The sequence below is a fragment of the Bradyrhizobium sp. RP6 genome, from assembly GCF_003837805.1.
Lineage (GTDB): Bacteria > Pseudomonadota > Alphaproteobacteria > Rhizobiales > Xanthobacteraceae > Bradyrhizobium.
Map to the genome: position 1 here is coordinate 149,168 of NZ_RQIT01000012.1, position 18,324 is coordinate 167,491.

The following is an 18,324-nucleotide window of genomic DNA, read 5'->3' on the forward strand; positions in this document are numbered from 1 at the left end:
CTCGCACTCACGATCACATGTGAAGGAGCTCATCATGCAAAGTCTCGTCCGCAATTCGCTTTGCGCGCTGCTGTTGGCCGCCTCGATGGCCATGACGGCGCCGTCCGCGGTCGCCGAGGAAGCACCGCGCGTGCGCTATCAGGAGATTCCGGATGGCGCGTATTCGGTGGTGGCGCAGGTGAGAGCCAAGCCCGGGAAAGAAGACGCACTGCGCGCCGCCACACTGCCGCTGATCGCGCTGGTTCGCGGCGATCCCCACAACCTGGTTTATTTCCTTCAGGAAGACCGCGCCAGGCCCGGTCATTTCATCTTCTACGAGGTCTTCGCCAGCCAAGCCGATTTCGACGCGCACAACGCGATGCCGTATGTGAAGGACTGGTTCGCCAAGCTTCCGGAACTTGCCGACGGTGGCGTCGAAGTCATGCGCATGGCGGTTCTAGGCAAGCCCCAGAAATAGCCGAAGCGGTCAAGAAGCCGTCCCGCGGGCCGGCACTTGCCGGTCGGCACGCGAGCGGTTTTGTCGCAGCAATCCTGCGGCAGAGACCGCCGGCAATCGTGCGAATTCAGAATGACTCTCTTCAACCAGCTTGCAGTGCGTGATAATGGCAGACGATCTCTTCGATCGATTGGCATGGATCAATGCGGGCTGCCACGGAGACACGGCAACGGGCCACACTCCGACAGGAACTCACATACTGCTTCGGCCCATTTCGGCTGGTTCCGCGCCGCCAGTTGCTCCTTCTCGACGGACGCCCGGTCAAATTGGGCGGGCGCGCATTCGAACTCTTGCAAGTGCTGGTGCAGCGTTGCGGCGAACTCGTCAGCAAGAATGAGTTGATGGCCGCGGCCTGGCCGGGCACCTTCCTCCACGACAGCAATCTCAAGGTCAACATGTGGAGCTTGCGGCGTTCGCTGGGAGATACCCAGATCGAGCCCGTCTACATCGCGACCGTGGCGCGCCGCGGTTACAAGTTCATCGCCGAGGTGCAAATCAGCATCGGCGAGATCGAGGATGATCTGGCGTTCTCCGAACCGCTTCTGTTGTCCACTCCGCCATTGCCGCGCGGCATCGTTGGTCGTGAAGCGGAAATCGTTGAAATCGCCGGTCTGCTGGCCGACAACAGGCACGTGACCCTGGCTGGCGCCGGAGGAATCGGCAAGACGACAGTTGCCGTGGCGGCCGCCCAGGCGTTTGCGCCACGGTGTCGCGACGGCGTCTGCTTCGTCGATCTCGCCACGATCTCCGACCCGACGCTGTTCGGCGCGGCACTGGTGACGGCACTGGGCATCAGAGGCAATCCGGACAACAGTCTGGCTGCGGCGCTCGACTATTTGAGACCGCGGCAAATGCTGCTCGTCCTGGACAATTGCGAGCATGTGCTGCCCGCCGCGACGATCTTCGCCGGCCGGTTCATGGCGGACACATCGTCTTCCAGGTTGCTTGCCACGAGCCGCGAACCGCTCGGCACCGCCACCGAGCATGTCGTCCGGCTTGGCTCGCTGGCCTCGCCGAGATCAGGCTACGCCCTGACCGTCGATCAGGCCCTCAGGTTTCCGGCGGTGCAGTTGTTCGTTCGCCGCGCCGCCGAATGGTCGGACTACCAGTTCGGCGATAGCGATTGCGAGGCCGTCACCCGGGTCTGCCACTCGCTCGACGGCCTTCCACTGGCCATCGAATTGGCGGCAGCCCAGATCGGCAGGTTCAATCCTCGCGAACTGGTGGCACTCCTCGACCACAATCTGGGTTTTCGCGCCCCCGCCGCCGATGGCGCGCCGCCGCGCCAGGAAACCCTGATGGCGACGATCGACTGGAGCTTCAAGCTGCTATCGCAGAGGGAAGCCAGACTGTTCGGCCTGCTGTCGCTTTTCAGCGACTCCTTCGAGGTTGAGGACGCGATCTTCGTCGCCGAGGCGGCAGGGCTCACGCCAGTCGACGTCGTCACCGGCCTCGGCAGTCTCGTCGCCAAATCGCTTCTGGGCGCGCAGGCCCAGGGCGCAAGCCTGCGCTACCGGCTGCTCGACAGCACGCGGCGCTATGCCGCCGAGCGGCGCCGGGCCGATCCCGCCTGCCGCCAGACGCTACGCCGCCATGCGCAACGCGTCCTCGCGCTGTTCGAACAATCCGAAGAGGAATGGAACTGGCGCGAGCCGGCCGATTGGACACAGCGCTACCTTGGTCGCATCGCCGATTTGCGCGCCGCTCTTTCATGGGCATTCGGCGAGCAAGGCGATCCTGTCCTGGGAATTAGGCTCACGGTTGCAGCGATCACCTTGTGGTCGGAAACCTCCATCCTGTCGGAAGCACAGGCGTGGTTGAAAGACGCGCTCGCCCTGGCCGAGACCGTCGCGTGCGACGATCTGTGGAAGGCAAAGCTCGCCTGCGCACTTGGATGGAGCCTGTTCTATGCCCGCAAGATGTCGAATGAGAACGAGGTCGCCTGGCTCGATGCGATCGCCTTTGCGAGGAACGCCGGCACGATCGAGTATCAGCAGCGCGCCCTGGTGGGTTTTGCCTTTTACCTGCTGCAAATTGGCCAGGTCCCGCGCGCCATAACCTATCTCGAGGAGGCCACGCAGCTGGCTGACAGGGATCGCGACTCGACGGCAACGTCGGAAGCGGATCGGGCCCTGGCCTGGGCCCGCGCCTTTGCCGGCGAATTGAATAAGAGCCGCCTGGTTCTGGATCGTCTCGCAGCAACCTATTCGCTGGCCGAGGGCCGTTCGCGCAAGGATGCAAACGAAGTCTACCGATTCATTACAGCCCGCTTCAACCTGCCGTTCGTGGCGTGGATGCAGGGGCAGGCCGACTACGCTGCGAGGCTGGCCCGCGACGCCGTCGAGGCCGCGGATCGCAGTGGCCATTGGGTGTCGCAGTCGAATGCACTCGGGCTCGCCGCGCTTCCTGTCGCGCTCGAAACCGGTAATCTGAACGCGCTCGCGAGCTTCACGGAGCGTCTGCGTCGCAACCTGGAACGTGAGCGCATCTCGCGCTGGGTTCCGGTCGAACGCTATTTCTCCGCTTGCCTTCGCGACCAGCGTGGCGATCCGCGCGCGGTGGAGGATATTCGGGCCGCGATCGAAGAGTTGATCGAATGTCGCTTCTTAATGCGGATCGGCAGCTATCTCGCGGTCCTCGCCCGCGCCTATTTGCGACAAGGGCGGATCGCCGAAGCGCGCGAGGCCATCACGCGCGCGATCGGCCATCAGGAACGTCAGGGCGAGCGCTGGTGCCGCTCAGAACTTCAGCGGGTCGACGCAGCGGTTCTTCTCCAAGCCGGCGAGCCGCGGCGCGCTGAAAAGCGGCTACTACAGGCACTCGCCGAAGCGCACGCCATAGGGGCTGTTACATTCGAATTGCGCATCGCCACCGATCTCGCTGCACACTGGATCGGGACCGGCCGCAGGATCAAGGCTGTCCGACTGCTTGCTCCGATCTATGAAGGCTTCGCAGAGGGCCTCGAGACGCCGGATCTGGTTGCTGCCAGGCGCCTGCTGCAGCCCGTGGGGCGGGCAACGTTCGGCCGCGGCCACTCTCGCCAGCCGGAGCCGTCGCACGCTCGCGGTGCATAGCTGGGCTACCGCGGCACTCGCCTCGCGCGCTTTACGGTTCGCGGGATTCCTGATCCTCTCTGCCCAACCGGCCGGATCAACCGGTCAAGCCTTAAGGGGAGAGAGACGCCATGAAGCTCGGCACCGCCATTGCGGAAATCATGAGGCGCGAGGGCATCGAGATCCTCTGCGGCTATCCGGTCAACCATCTGATCGAGCATGCGGCCAAAGCCGAGATCCGCCCCGTGATGGTGCGGCAGGAGCGCGTCGGCATCCACATGGCGGATGCGATCTCGCGCGTGACGTCGGGGCGCTCGATCGGCGCGTTCTGCATGCAGCATGGGCCGGGCGCCGAGAACGCGATGGGCGGCGTCGCGCAGTGCTTCGGCGAATCCGTTCCCGTGCTGGTGCTGCCGATGGGCTATCAGCGCCGGCTTGCGCATATCGAGCCGAACTTCAATTCCAGCGAGGCGATGAAGCCGTTCGCGAAATCGTCCGAGCCGATCATCCTCGCGACCGAAGTCGCCAACATCTTCCGCCGCGCCTTCACCAAGCTGAAGAACGGCCGCGGCGGGCCTGTGATCGTCGAGATCCCCTCGGACATGTGGAACGAGGAGGTGCCGGAGCCGCTCGACTACACGCCAGTGCTGCGCACCCGTTACGGCGCCGACCCCGTGCATGTGAAGGAAGCGGCCAGCCTTCTGATTAACGCGAAGCGGCCGGTCATCTATGCCGGCCAAGGCGTGCATTACGCGCAGGCCTGGCCGCAACTGAAACGGCTCGCCGAGCGCCTGGCGATCCCCGTCACCACCAGCCTCGGTGGCAAGTCGTCGTTTCCGGAAACGCATCCGCTCTCGCTCGGCTCCGGCGGCCTTGCGGTGCCGCGCGCGGTTCCGAAGTTTCTGAGCGAGGCCGACGTCATCTTCGGCATCGGCTGCTCCTTCACCGAGACCAATTTCGGCATCGCGATGCCGAAGGGCAAGGCCATCATTCACTCCACGCTCGATCCCAATCATCTCAACAAGGACGTGGAAGCGAAGATCGGCCTGGTCGGCGACGCCGCCCTCGTGCTCGACGCGCTGCTGGAGGAGATCGGCAAGACCGTCACGGTGGATCGCGACGCCTCGGCGGTCGCGGCCGAGATCGCGGCCTCGCACGAGGAGTGGCTGGCGAAATGGATGCCGAAGCTGACCAGCAACGACGCACCCTTGAGCCCGTACCGCGTGCTGTGGGACCTCCAGCACACCGTCGACATCGAGAACACCATCATCACCCACGATGCCGGCAGTCCGCGCGACCAGCTTTCTCCGTTCTGGAAAGCGGTCGAGCCCCTCACCTATCTCGGCTGGGGCAAGACGACGCAACTTGGCTACGGCCTTGGGCTGGCGATGGGCGCCAAGCTCGCAAGGCCCGACAAGCTCTGCATCAACGTCTGGGGCGATGCGGCCATCGGCTTCACGGGCATGGATTTCGAGACGGCGGTGCGCGAGCGCATCCCGATCATGTCGATCCTGCTCAACAATTTCTCGATGGCGATCGAACTGAAGGTGATGCCGGTCTCGACCGAAAAGTATCGCTCGACCGACATTTCCGGCGACTACGCCGCGATGGCGCGCGCCTTCGGCGGCTATGGCGAACGAGTGACGCGACCGGAGGACATCATCCCCGCGATCAGGCGCGGCATCCAGAAGACAGGGGAAGGCATCCCAGTGCTGCTGGAGTTCATCACCAGCAAGGAGACGGAGGTGTCGCGGCCAGGCATGTGAGACGGGCCGGGCTTGAACCGCAGGCGCTGGCACCGGCCGCGGAAGATGTGATAATCCGCCGAGGTGTCACGCCTGTCGTGGCATCGAGCCGGATTAGAAATGACCACCCCTTCCGATGAAATCGAGGAACTCGAACGCCGATTGCAGTCGGTGGCAGCCGAGAACGCGCAGCTGCGCGGCGAGCTTGCGATTGCTCGGGATCGCCAGGGCGCCAGCGCCGAGATCCTGCGCACCATCGCGGCCTCGCCCTCCGACGCGCGACCAGTCTTCGCGGCGATCGCGTCCAGCTCGAAGCGCCTGCTCGGCGGCTTCTCCGCCACCGTGCTCCAGTTCATCGGCGATGAGCTGCACCTCGTGGCGTTCACACCGACCAGCCCGGAGGCGGACGAAGGGCTGAGGGCCGCGTTCCCGCGCAAGATCGCTGACTTCCCGACCTTTGCCCTGGTGCGCGACGGCGAGACGATCCAGTTTCCGGACAGCGAGGCCGCCGACGTTCCTGAGCTGAACCGGGAGTTGGCGCGGCTGCGCGGCTTTCGCAGCGTGCTGTTCATGCCGCTGATGAACCGGGGTGCGCCGGTCGGCATGATCAGCGTCACGCGCGCTGAGCCCGGTGCATTCGCGCCCGACCTCGTGCAGCTGCTCCAGACCTTTGCAGACCAGGCGGTGATCGCGATCGAGAATGCGCGACTGTTCAATGAGACGAAAGAGACACTCGAACGCCAGACCGCCACCGCGGACATCCTGAAGGTGATGGCGGCCTCGCCGTCCGACGTGCAGCCGGTGTTCGAGGCGATCGCCATCAATGCCAACCGGCTGATCGGAGGCTTCTCCACCGCGGTGCTGCGTTACATCGACGGCGCCGCCCACCTTGCGGCATTCACGCCGACCGATCCGGCCGGCGACCGCGTGCTCCAGGCCTCGTTCCCCGTGCCGTTCGCACAATTCCCGCCCTATCAGCTCGTTGCCAATGGTGTCGCCGCGCAACTGCCGGACACCGAGCTCGAGCCGGCCGCACGCGACATCGCGCGTGCGCGGGGCTATCGCAGCATGCTGTTCACCCCGCTGATGAGCGAGGGCGAAGCCATCGGCATCATCATCGCTACGCGCCGTGCGACAGGCAGCTTCGCCGAGCATCATGTGCGGCTGCTTCAGACCTTCGCCGACCAGGCGGTGATCGCGATCAAGAATGTCAGCCTGTTCAACGCGATCGGGGAAGCGCTGGAACGTCAAACCGCGACCGCCGATATCCTCAAGGTGATCGCGGCATCACCATCAGACGTCACGCCGGTGTTCCAGGCCATCTCCGACAGCGCCAAGGCGCTGATCGGCGGGCACTCCTCCACCGTCACCCGCGTGATCGACGGCATGCTGCATCTGGCAGCCTTCACCACCGACAATGAAGCCGGCAACGCCGACCTGCTCAGCTCCTTCCCGGCTCCGCTGTCGGCATCAGGCATTCACAGCCGGGTGGCCAGGAGTGGAGAGTATGCATTCCGCAGCGACATGCAGAACGAGCCCGGCCTCACCGAGGCCATGAAGGAACTGGCGCGGACCCGAGGCTATCGCAGCATCCTCGTGGTGCCGATGCTGCGCGACGGCATTGCGATCGGCACCATCGCCGTCACGCGGCGCGAGCCCGGTCAATTTCCGGAGAAGGCGGTCAATCTGCTCAAGACCTTCGCTGACCAGGCCGTGATCGCAGTCGAGAACACGCGCCTGTTCAACGAGGTGCAGGACCGCACAAGCGAGCTCGCCAAATCGCTGGACGATTTGCGCGCCGCGCAGGACCGTCTGATCCAGACCGAGAAGCTCGCATCCCTCGGCCAGCTCACCGCGGGCATCGCGCACGAGATCAAGAACCCGCTCAACTTCGTCAACAATTTTGCCTCGCTGTCTGCCGAGCTGACCGAGGAGCTGAACGATGTGCTTGCGCCGGTGTCGCTCGCCGAGGACGTGCGCGCGGACGTTGAGGAGCTGACGGGCCTCCTGAAGGACAATCTGGCAAAGATCGTGCAGCACGGCCGCCGCGCCGATTCCATCGTCAAGAACATGCTGCTGCATTCGCGCGAGGGCGGTGGCGAGCATGGGCTGAGCGACATCAACGCGCTGGTCGAGGAAAGCCTCAACCTCGCCTATCACGGCGCGCGCGCCGAGAAGCCGGGGTTCAACGTGACGCTGGAGCGCGAGCTCGATCCCGCGGCCGGGCAAGCCGAAGTGTTTCCGCAGGAGATCACCCGGGTGCTGCTGAACCTGATCTCGAACGGCTTCCATGCAGTCGCAAAACGCAGGGCGGACAGCGCCGCCGACTACGCGCCCGCAGTGCTTGCCGCAACGCGCGACCGCGGCGACAGCGTCGAGATCCGCATCCGCGACAACGGCACCGGCATTCCGGGCGAGGTGAAGGAGAAGATGTTCAATCCGTTCTTCACCACCAAGCCGGCCGGCGAAGGCACCGGCCTCGGGCTGTCGATGAGCCACGACATCGTGGTGAAGCAACACGGCGGCACGATCGACGTCGCGACGGAACCTGGCGTGTTCACCGAATTTACGATCCTGCTGCCGCGGAAGAGCAGGTTCCCGGATGGAAACGGCGGCTGAGCCGTCTCTACTCCGCCATCTCGACGTGCTTGGTAACGGCGGGCCCGGCCAGCGGCCGCTCTTCCATCATGATCAGACACAGCGCAGCTGCGGTCATCAGCGCGGTAGCGGCGCCGAACACGTAGCGGAACGCGTGCCGCATGTCGTCGGCGGGTATCGCCACGGCGCCGGCGGCGTGATGTTCGCCGGCGAGCGGGATGTCGGTGCCGAGCGCGATCAGCAGGATGGCTGCGAAAGCCGCGACCGTGAACGAGGACATCAGCGAGCGGAAGAAGTTCAAGGCGCCGGTGATGGTGCCGACCTGCGGCCGCGCGACCGAATTCTGCACCGAGACCACGCAGACCGGAAAGGTGGTGCCGAGGCCGAGCGCGAACGCGGCCATCAGCGTCAAAAGGCCCCATAACGGCAGCGTCGTCAGCGTGAGACCAAGGCCGCACAGCGCGGCCCAGGACGTGCCGATGATGGCGACGCGCTTGTAGTGCTTGGCCCGAGCCATCGTGCGCCCGGCGATGGCCGCGCCGAGGGTCGAGACGGCCGCCAGCGGAATCAGCGCAAGGCCCGCCTCGCTGGCGCTGAGGTGATAGACGGACTCGTAATAGAGCGGAAGCTGGACCGTGAGGCCCGTGATCGCGCCAAGCGCACAGCCGCCTGCCATCAGCCCGAACGGTACGACACTTCCGCCGAGCAGCGGCAGAGGCAGAAACGGCTCGTCCGCCCGCCGGGCATGCCAGACGAAGGTGACGACGAGCGCAACCGCACCACCCACCATCGCGAGCACGGTCGGCGACAGCCACGGATAGCGCGTGCCGCCCCAGGTCAACACCAGCATGAAGACGACGGCGGAGGCCATCAGCAACACGCCGCCGAGCCAGTCGACCTTGCGCTTGCGGTGGAACACCGGGATCTTCTTCATCTTCGGCAGCAAGAGCGCGATCGCGGCGGCCGAGAGCGGCAGGTTGATCCAGAAGATCATCGACCAGTGCAGATGCTCGGCGAACACGCCGCCGATGACCGGGCCAAGAATGCCGCCGACCATCCAGACGCTGGAAAAATAGGCCTGGTATTGCCCGCGCTCGCGTGGGCTCACCACGTCGGAGATTACGGTCTGCACCACGGGCATGATGCCGCCGCCACCGAGGCCCTGAAGGCCGCGCGCCAGGATCAGCATCGGCATGTTCGGGGCAATCGCGCACAGAATCGAGCCCGCGACGAACAGGCTGAGCGAGATGATGATCATGACGCGACGACCGTAGATGTCGCTGAGCGTGCCGAACACCGGCGCGACCGCGGTCGAGGCGAGCAGATAGGCTGTGATCACCCAGGAGAGATTGGAGACGTCCTGGAACTGTCGCCCGATGGTCGGCAGCGCGGTTGCCACGATGGTCTGGTCGAGCGCTGCCAGGAACATCGTCAGCATCAGGCTGATGACGATGGTGCGGACCTCGTCGGAGGTCAGCGGTACCGGCGGTGCGATGGGCGGCGCGTCATCGACGCTCAACACCTCGCCGGGAAGGCGGGACAGCTCTTCGGCAATGTCGTCAGGCAATGTCTTGACGTCGGCAGCGCTCTGCCGTTCGAACTTGTTCATCTCGATCGGACGTCATGTGGCGGCGCAACGCCGCGAAGGATTCGTTCTATGCAATCCAATGTAGACAGCAAAGTTCTTCCCAGGCAGGCACCATGGCGCATGGGTGCATCCCGCCGTGGGGCCATCCCGAACACGTGATCTCAAAAGGGCGGCGGATCAGTCCCTTGTCAGTCCCTTGGGCGTCGCTTCAGACGGGCCCGTTTCGGCAGTACGGCCGGCCATTGCACGATGTGGTTCTCGAGATCCTCATCCGGGATCTCCTCCTCGCTACCCTCCACGCGGCCGCGGACGGAAACGCCGGCTTCATGGACGGTGTTGGGGTCGCCCGAAACCAGCGGATGCCACCAATAGAGGTCGCGCCCCTCGGTGACGAGCTTGTAGCCGCAGCTCGGCGGCAGCCAGTTCAGGGTGCGGACATTGGCCGGGGTCAGGCGGACGCAATCCGGAACCTTGTCGGAACGATTCGGATAGTCCTTGCAGGCGCAGCTCGCCCCGTCGAGCAGCTTGCAGCCGACATGGGTGAAGTAGATCCGGCCGGTGTCCTCGTCTTCGAGCTTGTTCAGACAGCAGCGGCCGCAGCCGTCGCAAAGGCTTTCCCATTCGGCCCCCGACATCTCTTCCAACGTCTTGGTTTTCCAAAAGAATTCTTCCTGGCCTGACGGTCGTTTGGGAGCTGCGGTCATGCGCCTCAACAAAATTCGAAAAGAGCTACGGCAACGCCATCTAGGGGGCACGGCCGCAAGGGTGCAAGCGAGGCCGCTTTGAAGCCCGTAATGAACCGGGGTCAATTAGGCCTATTGTTCAAAATCGCGAGCGTGACCATTGGTTTATGGGCCCCGCTCGGCTAGAAGGAACAGCAAGTCCCTCGGATGCTGGCCGGGCGCCTTGGGTTTGCCGCAACATTCCCTCAAGACGTCTCGATGCCGCCCCGGCCGGGTGCTTGAACGCTTTCGAAGCAAGCCTCAAGGGTTCTAGGTGCGCCAGATCATACCACCGCATTGGAAGCAGAGGGTCCGGAATTTCTTCCTCGACCTCGATGCGCGCATCGACTCCTCGCTGTTCTCCTCGGCCAAAGGCATCCGCGAGCTCTACGAGCGCTACTCGACCTTCATGGACCGGTTCTATGTCGGGCGCTGGAAGCGCTGGGTGTTCATCGAGCCGCTGTCGGAGGCCGCGACGCTCGGGCTCGGCGGCCTCGTCGTGATGCTCACCCTCGCCATTCCCGCCTTCCGCGAGACCGCGGACGAGGACTGGCTGAAGAAATCCGATCTCGCGGTGACCTTCCTCGACCGCTACGGCAATCCGATCGGCAGCCGCGGCATCAAGCACAACGATTCGATCCCGCTGGAAGATTTTCCGGATGTCCTGATCAAGGCGACGCTGGCGACCGAGGACCGCCGCTTCTACGAACATTTCGGCATCGACATCGCCGGCACCGCGCGCGCGCTCGTCACCAACGCCCAGGCCGGCGGCGTCCGCCAGGGCGGCTCCTCGATCACCCAGCAGCTCGCCAAGAATCTGTTTTTGAGCAACGAGCGCACCATCGAGCGCAAGGTCAACGAGGCCTTCCTCGCGATCTGGCTGGAATGGCGCCTGACCAAGAACGAGATCCTCAAGCTGTATCTCGACCGCGCCTATATGGGCGGCGGCACGTTCGGCGTCGACGGCGCCGCACATTTCTACTTCAACAAGTCGGCGCGCGACGTGACCCTGGCGGAAGCTGCGATGCTCGCCGGCCTGTTCAAGGCACCGACGAAATACGCCCCCCACATCAACCTGCCCGCCGCGCGCGCCCGCGCCAACGTCGTGCTCGACAACCTCGTCGATGCCGGCTTCATGACCGAGGGCCAGGTGTTCGGCGCCCGCCGCAACCCGGCGTTCGCGGTCGACCGCCGCGACGAGGCGTCGCCGAACTACTATCTCGACTACGCCTTCGACGAGATGCGCAAGCTGGTCGACACCTTCCCGAAGTCCTACACCGAGCGCGTCTTCGTGGTCCGCACCGCCATCGACACCAACGTGCAGAAGGCGGCGGAAGACGCCGTCGAGAACCAGCTGCGCCAGTTCGGCCGCGACTATCACGCAACGCAGGCGGCGACCGTCGTCGCCGATCTCGACGGCGGCATCCGCGCCATGGTCGGCGGCCGCGACTATGGCGCCAGCCAGTTCAACCGCGCCACCGATGCCTATCGGCAGCCCGGCTCCTCGTTCAAGCCTTACGTCTACACCACGGCGCTGCTGAACGGTTACACGCCGAACTCGATCGTGGTCGACGGCCCCGTCTGCATCGGCAATTGGTGCCCGCAGAATTATGGCCATTCCTATTCCGGCTCGGTGACGCTGACGCAGGCGATCACGCGCTCGATCAACGTCGTACCGGTGAAGCTGTCGATCGAGATCGGCCGGCGGGATCAGCCGAAGGCGCCGAACCCCGCCAAGATCGGCCGCGCCAAAATCGTCGAGGTCGCGCGCCGCTTCGGTCTCAAGGCGCCGCTGCCCGACACGCCGTCGCTGCCGATCGGTTCGGACGAAGTCACCGTGCTCGAGCATGCCGTCGCCTACGCGACCTTCCCCAACCGCGGCAAGGCGGTGACGCCGCATTCGGTGCTGGAGGTGCGCACCGGCGCCGGCGACCTCGTCTGGCGCTGGGACCGCGACGGCCCGAAGCCGCGGCAGGCGATTCCCGCCTCCGTTGCCGCCGACATGGCCGGCATGATGAGCCACGTCGTCAGCGAAGGCACCGCCCGCCGCGCCGCGCTCGACGGCATTCCGACCGCCGGCAAGACCGGCACGACCAATGCGTATCGCGACGCCTGGTTCGTCGGCTACACCGGCAACTTCACCTGCGCGGTCTGGTACGGCAACGACGACTACTCGCCGACCAATCGCATGACCGGCGGCTCGCTGCCGGCGCAGACCTGGCACGACATCATGCTCGCGGCGCATCAGGGCGTCGAGGTCCGGGAGATCCCCGGCATCGGCATGGGCCAGAAGCTGCCGCCGCAGCACGTGAGCAACGCGCAGGCCAATGCGGCACCGAAAGTGCTGGAGACCAAGCCGGGGCCGCCGCCGGTGCTGACCAAGCGCGGCGCCGACGTCCTGGTGCGCGTCGAGAAGCTGCTCGATGATGCGGCCAAGACCGCGAATAAATCCGCGGCCGACGACAGCAAGTCGGCCAGGCCGTCCTCGGCGACGAGCGCGCTCGCCTTCCCGCAGAACTATGCGGAAGAGAACGTCAACGCGTCCGCGCCACGCAAGAACTGATCGAAAGCAAGTGCGGCTGATCCTGATCACATTGACGGCGCTGCTTCTCGCGACGGTGGTCGGCGTCGGCGCGACCTGGATGACGACGACGCGCGGCACCGAGATCGGTGCGCTGACCATCGGCGCCTGGACCGCGCGGCCGCGCACCGGCACCGCCGACGTCGATCCCTATTCGCGCGCCACCATCGTGCGCAACGGCGAGCTGCCGATCGGCACCGGCGACGGCGTCGCTTTCACCGCCACCACCGACGACAAGAAGAAGGCGCTCGACGGCCGCTGCGATGTCGTCGTCTCCGGCGTGACGCCACCAGCGCGATTCTGGACGCTGACGCTGTACGATCGCAAAGGCCATCTCGTCGCCAATTCGTTGCAGCGCTACGGCTTCACCAGCCAGGAGATCGTGCGGCAGTCCGACGGCTCGTTCGAGATCCGCATCGCCTCGCGCTCCCGTGCCGGCAACTGGCTGCCGACCGGCGGCATCGAGCGCTACGCCTTGATGCTGCGCCTCTACGACACCCCGGTCGGGGTCGCAACGCGCACCCAGCGCGATGCGCCGATGCCGAGCATCACCACGGTGGGCTGCTCATGATCCGGCTCATGTTCACGATCGTTGCCGGCGTGGTGCTGGGCCTCGTGGTCCATCTCGTCAGCGTGCTGGCGCTGCCGCGGATCGCGACGCAGGATGCCTATTCGCGGCTGACGCCGGTGACGAAGGTCAACGCGGTCACCCAGCTTCCGCTCGCCGACCCCAACACTTCGCCGATGCCGTTCATGGATCCGGCCTTTGCGCTGGCGATCTGCCGCTACGATCTGTCGGGCGGACCTATCAAGCTGACGGTGCCCGTCAGCCAGGCCTACACCTCGGTGTCGTTCTACACCCGCAACGAGATCGCCTATTACGCCATCAACGACCGCTCGGCCGGCAAGAAGGTGATCGAGCTCGACCTGATGACGGAAGCGCAGCACAGCGAGCTGCCCGAGGACGAAGAGGTCACCGCGGCCGATCGGCTGATCATCGATTCCCCCAGCACGACCGGCCTGATCCTGATGAAGGCGCTCGCGCCCGAGCCCGGCCTGATGCCGCAGGCGCAAGGCTCGCTCGCGGCCGCCACTTGTGCGCCGCAGACCGAGCCGCCAGCCAAGGCCGAGGCGCCGCGCCGCCGGCGGTGAGCGCGGCGATAGCGGCAACGCAAAACGAAATACTGCGAAAACAACCCCATGCACAGTAGCCGGAGCATTGAAATCATTATGCTCTTCGGTCAGCGACGACGAAGCTACCGGTCGACGCGTACGCCCCTTTGACTCGTCGGGCAAAACACCGGCATACTGGCATCATCGAAAGTTCGTCACACCCGCGCGGAGCAATCCGCCGCGGGTTTTTTATTTCGGAGCAGAGATTGGGATGACCGAGAGATCACTGGCAGTTGGTTGGCTGTCGCAGCGGCGTTGGCCTGGACGATGCGTCAGGCTCTGCGATCTGACGTCTTCGGATTCCGTAGACTATCGCCTCCCCGCCGGAATCATCCATGAATATTCGTGGGATGTCACCCATTTCGCTATCTCGGAGAGTGCTGGACAGAGTCCCGACTCCAATCAGTCCTGCGGTGTTCGCTGGGCGGCCGACCAGATTTGGCGCCCTCACGAGTTGACCTTCGTCAATAATCCCGAGCATTTTTGAGCATCATGGCACCGATGACGTCCTCGCGGGTGACTCAAACACCACTATCTTGATCGGAGATGCTGGCGGCGGCATGTTCGATTTTTCGAGGAGCGGCAACGACACCTTCACGGGGTCCTCGTTTCCGGGGGGCGCCCCATCCACTACACTTTCTACGGTGACGCGGCCGGCGACATGTTCGATCTTGCTCGTGGCGGCGACGATACCTTCACGTTCGCTTCCCCGAGCAACACTGCCTACGGTGACGCGGGCGGCGACGTGTCCGGTCATGCTCGGGGCGGCAACGATACCTTCACGGGCGGCAGCAGCTTCGGCTCGCGTCAGCTGTTCTTGCTGGGCAGTCTTGTCAAGCGCGCATTCGACTCACCTATTCATCGGTACGGCCGGTTGCCGGTGGCGCGCTCTCAACAAGATTTCAATGGCGGTTTCCACGTGGTGGACAGCGTCTTTCCACAGGCACCGCTACCGTGAGGCGCCGATGCGCTGCAAAGATCCGACGTCCAAGCACGCAACACACCCTGAATCCCATCGGCTTTCCCACCGCACGCGTCCAAGCCCGCTGTGATTGGCCCGCAACCTGCTCATGCAAGTATGACGATCGACCAAAGACGTCATACTAGTGTATGACCACCTATACGAAACATCCCATCGCCTGCCGGAGACCGTCGCGCGGCCGTCGATGTGATAGCGGGGGCTAAGTTGCGTAGCATTTCCTGGCGCCTGGTTCTGGTCGGCATCGCGTTATCAGGCGCTTCGGCCGAAGACTCAGTTCACGCCCAGGCGGCACCGGAGGGATCCGCGGCCGGGTCTTTGCCGCCGGTTGCGGTCGCGGCGCCCGAGGCGGCCCCGAGACGCGTACGACGCACAGAGCCTCCGGCAAGGACAAGCGCCCCGCGCCGGGCGCAGGAATCGCAGCCTTCATCGCAACGGCAATCGAGCGTGGGCCTCTCCGCTGGCGCGACGCCGGGACGGGCCGACGTGTCGAGCGCGGTGACCGCACTGCCGGCGGCGGTGACGGTGATGGACGCACCGGCAATCAGCCGGCTGGCGGTCGCAACCTATGGCGACCTGTTCCGCTCGCTCCCCGGCTTCAATGTGTCCAACTATGGCCAGGGCGGGATCGGCTACGGGCTTTCGCTGCGAGGCTATACCGAATCCGAGCACGGCCGCGACATCGCCTATTACATCGACGGCCTTCCGCTCAACGAGGTCTCCTCGCTGCACACGCCGAACTATGCCGACCTCAACGTGCTGTTTCCGGAAACCGTCAAGAGCATCGAGATCGTGCGCGGGCCGTTTTCCGTCGAGTACGGCGACTCCAATATGGGCGGCTCGGTCAACATCACGACCAAGCAGGCCGAACCCTTTGCCAGCGTCGGCGTCTCCGGAGGCACGCAAGGCACGGCGCGGGGCGTTGCGACCCACAGCATGACCCAGGGCGCATGGCTGCCCTATCTGGCATTCGAAGGGTATCACACCGACGGCTATCGCGATAACAGCTTCATCAATCGCTACAACTCGTCCAACAAGGTCACGACGACGCTTCCGGACGGCGCCACCGTGTCGTTCCGTGCACAGGCCTACGGCACCGAATACGGCTCGCCCGGCTATGCCAGTCGCGACGCCATTGCCGCCGGAACGATCTCCGAACGCTCGGCGACCAATCCGACCGACGGCGGCAACAAGCAGCTCGAAAACCTCGTCACCAATTACAGCTCCGGCGCACAGGACCAGGAGCTGAAAGGCTCGCTGTTCGTCAGCCACCAGTTCTCGAACCGTTTCGCGGATTTCGGCAGCGGCCAGCGCTTTCAGCACGAGGACCGCACGATGGTCGGCGGCCGCGTCAGCAAGGTCTGGAGCGGAGCCATCGGCGACGACATCCCCGTGCAGGTCCTGCTCGGCAGCAACTGGCGCACCGATTTCATCGAGGCGTTCCAGGCGCCGACCACCGCACGCGCGGTGTCCGGCCCGGCCGCAGTCAATGTCGGATTGACCGAGACGAACATCGCCGGCTTCGGTCAGGTCCAGGTCAAGCCGCTGCCATGGCTCAAGTTCACGGCCGGCGGCCGTTACGACCAGTTCTACTACGACATCGACGACCGCATCACGCCCGGCGGCACGCCGAACATGTCGAACGGGATCGCAAGCCCAAAGGCCGGCGTCGCCATCGCGCCATTCGAATGGCTGGAGCTGTTCGCCAATTACGGCGAGGGTTTCCGCAGCATCGACGTGCCCGCGGAGCTGATCGGCAATCCCGGCATTCAGCCATTCAAGATCGTCAGCCGCGAAGGCGGCGTCCAGTTGGCGTTCGATCGCTTCAGACTGCTCGCGAGCTATTGGACGACGGACTCGGCCAACGAAGCGTTTCAGGCGGCGCCCGGTCTGCCGGTGACGTTCCTGGGTAAAGCCCAGCGCAACGGATACGACGTCGATGCCCGCTGGTTCGTGATCAAGGATCCCGTCAACAACGTCTCGCTATTCGCCAACTATGGCGGCGTCTCGGCTCGCCTCATCGACGCGGCGCCCTCCTACTTCGTCCCGAACGTGCCGAGCTACGTCGCCAATGTCGGCGTCGACTTCAACGTCGCGACGGTCAATGCGCAAGTCCTGTCCGGTTCGGCCTATGTGACCTTCGTCGGCAGGAAGAACCTGACTCAGGACGGCCTCATCACGACCTCACCCTACTCCCGCGTGACCGGCAAGCTCGCCTATTCCTGGCCCGAGGGATGGACCGCGTTCACGCAGGCGACCTGGTATCCCGGTGATCGCCTCAGCGAAATCGCCATCAATTTCGGCGATCCCGTCGGCGCAAACACGTCAGACATTTTCGTCAGCGCGCAGCCGACAATCGCCGTGCTCGCGGGCGTTTCGTATCGTTTCCCGACAGTCATGGCCGCGACAAATCCAAAGCTGGTGACCAAATGAACCGTATCTTCCCTCGTCTCGCCCACACGCTGCTCGCGACCGGACTCGTTCTCGGGTCGATAGCCTCCGCTTCGGCGCATGATGCCTGGCTCACCTTCTCGGGGCCGGCCACCGCACGCCGCGCCATCGTCAACTACGGTCATCCGGACGACCGGCCGCCGGCTTTCGCAGACAAGGTCGTGAACCTCCTGATGGTGACGCCGAAAGGCCGCACCTCGCTCCTCGACGGACTTGCGGGCGCATCCGACAACGGCATCCAGATCGCACGAACAAGACCGTTCGACGATGCCGGACATACGCTGCTCGCGGCGCGTTACGACAACGGATTCTGGGTCAAGACGACAGACGGCCTCTATCGCAACGCCACCCGGCGGCTGGTGCCTGACGCTGCCGAGAGCTTCTGGTCCGGAAAGTTCGCAAAGGCGATCACAGGGGCTGACGCGCCGTGGCAGGAGGTGCTCGGACACGATCTCGAGCTTGTGCCGCTCACCGAGCCAGCCAAGGCGAGGCCAGGTGAGATGCTCAAGGTCAAGGTGCTGTTTCGCGGCAAGCCTCTCGCTGAAGCGGAGGTCGAACGTGGCGACGGCAAGACGGTCGTTGCGGAGAAGGACATTCCAAAATTCAGGACGGACGCCGAAGGCGTGGCGACCGTTCCCATCGCCAAGCCGGGTCCCCATCTGCTGGTGATCGATCATCGCGCGGCGCCGTCCGTCACGCCGGATCAGGCGACGGACGACCTCTACAATGCGACGCTGTGGTTCAACGTGGTGGCCAAGCACCGCTAAAGCGCAATGAGATCAGGACGAGTCGTCATCGCGCTTTAGCTTATTGTTTGAGCATGATCTCTTCGGAAAACCGCTGCGCAGTTTTCCGGATCATACTTAGTGCTGTCACTTGAGTGCGTGGCTGCCGCGCTCAATAGCCTCTGCAACCGCGGTTCTCGTCCTCGACCCGGA

Annotated in this window: 12 protein-coding genes; 10 read left to right on the forward strand and 2 right to left on the reverse strand. The window is 64.7% G+C overall.

Annotated elements, in window-relative coordinates; translation table 11 throughout:
* Window positions 1-85 precede the first annotated feature (85 nt).
* The 4 genes from EHH60_RS21950 (at window position 86) to EHH60_RS21965 (ending at window position 7,913) form a co-directional block, all read left to right on the forward strand.
* Window positions 86-457, forward strand: coding sequence for a putative quinol monooxygenase (locus EHH60_RS21950; RefSeq protein ID WP_502697416.1), 372 nt, complete (start codon window positions 86-88; stop codon window positions 455-457).
* 275 nt (window positions 458-732) lie between these two features.
* Window positions 733-3,570: an ATP-binding protein gene (locus EHH60_RS21955; RefSeq protein ID WP_245454552.1), complete on the forward strand. Its 2,838-nt coding sequence runs from the start codon at window positions 733-735 to the stop codon at window positions 3,568-3,570.
* 110 nt (window positions 3,571-3,680) lie between these two features.
* Entirely contained in the window at window positions 3,681-5,315 is a 1,635-nt protein-coding gene (locus tag EHH60_RS21960; RefSeq protein ID WP_124161523.1) for a thiamine pyrophosphate-requiring protein, read from the forward strand.
* Window positions 5,316-5,414: 99 nt separating this feature from the next.
* Window positions 5,415-7,913: a GAF domain-containing sensor histidine kinase gene (locus EHH60_RS21965; RefSeq protein WP_199751728.1), complete on the forward strand. Its 2,499-nt coding sequence runs from the start codon at window positions 5,415-5,417 to the stop codon at window positions 7,911-7,913.
* Between the two features lie 7 nt (window positions 7,914-7,920).
* On the opposite strand, the gene EHH60_RS21970 is transcribed toward EHH60_RS21965, so the two are convergent.
* Window positions 7,921-9,501 (reverse strand): MDR family MFS transporter, encoded by a 1,581-nt coding sequence (locus EHH60_RS21970; protein WP_124161525.1) that lies wholly within the window; start codon window positions 9,499-9,501, stop codon window positions 7,921-7,923.
* Window positions 9,502-9,668: 167 nt separating this feature from the next.
* The gene (locus tag EHH60_RS21975) at window positions 9,669-10,184 is read right to left on the reverse strand and encodes a YcgN family cysteine cluster protein (protein WP_124161526.1); all 516 of its coding nucleotides are present in this window, start codon (window positions 10,182-10,184) and stop codon (window positions 9,669-9,671) included.
* Between the two features lie 292 nt (window positions 10,185-10,476).
* Here EHH60_RS21975 and EHH60_RS21980 point away from each other — a divergent pair, with 292 nt between their 5' ends.
* The 6 genes from EHH60_RS21980 to EHH60_RS22005 all read left to right on the forward strand — a co-directional run bounded on the left by EHH60_RS21980 (window position 10,477) and on the right by EHH60_RS22005 (window position 18,153).
* The gene (locus EHH60_RS21980; protein WP_124161527.1) at window positions 10,477-12,765 is read left to right on the forward strand and encodes a transglycosylase domain-containing protein; all 2,289 of its coding nucleotides are present in this window, start codon (window positions 10,477-10,479) and stop codon (window positions 12,763-12,765) included.
* 10 nt (window positions 12,766-12,775) lie between these two features.
* Window positions 12,776-13,354, forward strand: coding sequence for a DUF1214 domain-containing protein (locus EHH60_RS21985; protein WP_124161528.1), 579 nt, complete (start codon window positions 12,776-12,778; stop codon window positions 13,352-13,354).
* The gene (locus EHH60_RS21990) at window positions 13,351-13,935 is read left to right on the forward strand and encodes a DUF1254 domain-containing protein (protein WP_124161529.1); all 585 of its coding nucleotides are present in this window, start codon (window positions 13,351-13,353) and stop codon (window positions 13,933-13,935) included. The genes EHH60_RS21985 and EHH60_RS21990 overlap by 4 nt, the downstream gene beginning before the upstream one ends.
* A 682-nt stretch (window positions 13,936-14,617) precedes the next feature.
* Window positions 14,618-14,914 carry a hypothetical protein gene (locus tag EHH60_RS21995; protein ID WP_124161530.1) on the forward strand — a complete coding sequence of 99 codons (297 nt, stop codon included), beginning with the start codon at window positions 14,618-14,620 and terminating at the stop codon, window positions 14,912-14,914.
* Window positions 14,915-15,382: 468 nt separating this feature from the next.
* Window positions 15,383-17,368, forward strand: a complete 1,986-nt coding sequence (locus tag EHH60_RS22000) for a TonB-dependent receptor (protein WP_124161531.1) — start codon at window positions 15,383-15,385, stop codon at window positions 17,366-17,368.
* Window positions 17,365-18,153 carry a DUF4198 domain-containing protein gene (locus tag EHH60_RS22005; RefSeq protein ID WP_124161532.1) on the forward strand — a complete coding sequence of 263 codons (789 nt, stop codon included), beginning with the start codon at window positions 17,365-17,367 and terminating at the stop codon, window positions 18,151-18,153. Before EHH60_RS22000 ends, EHH60_RS22005 begins: the two co-directional genes overlap by 4 nt.
* The last annotated feature ends 171 nt before the right edge of the window (window positions 18,154-18,324 follow it).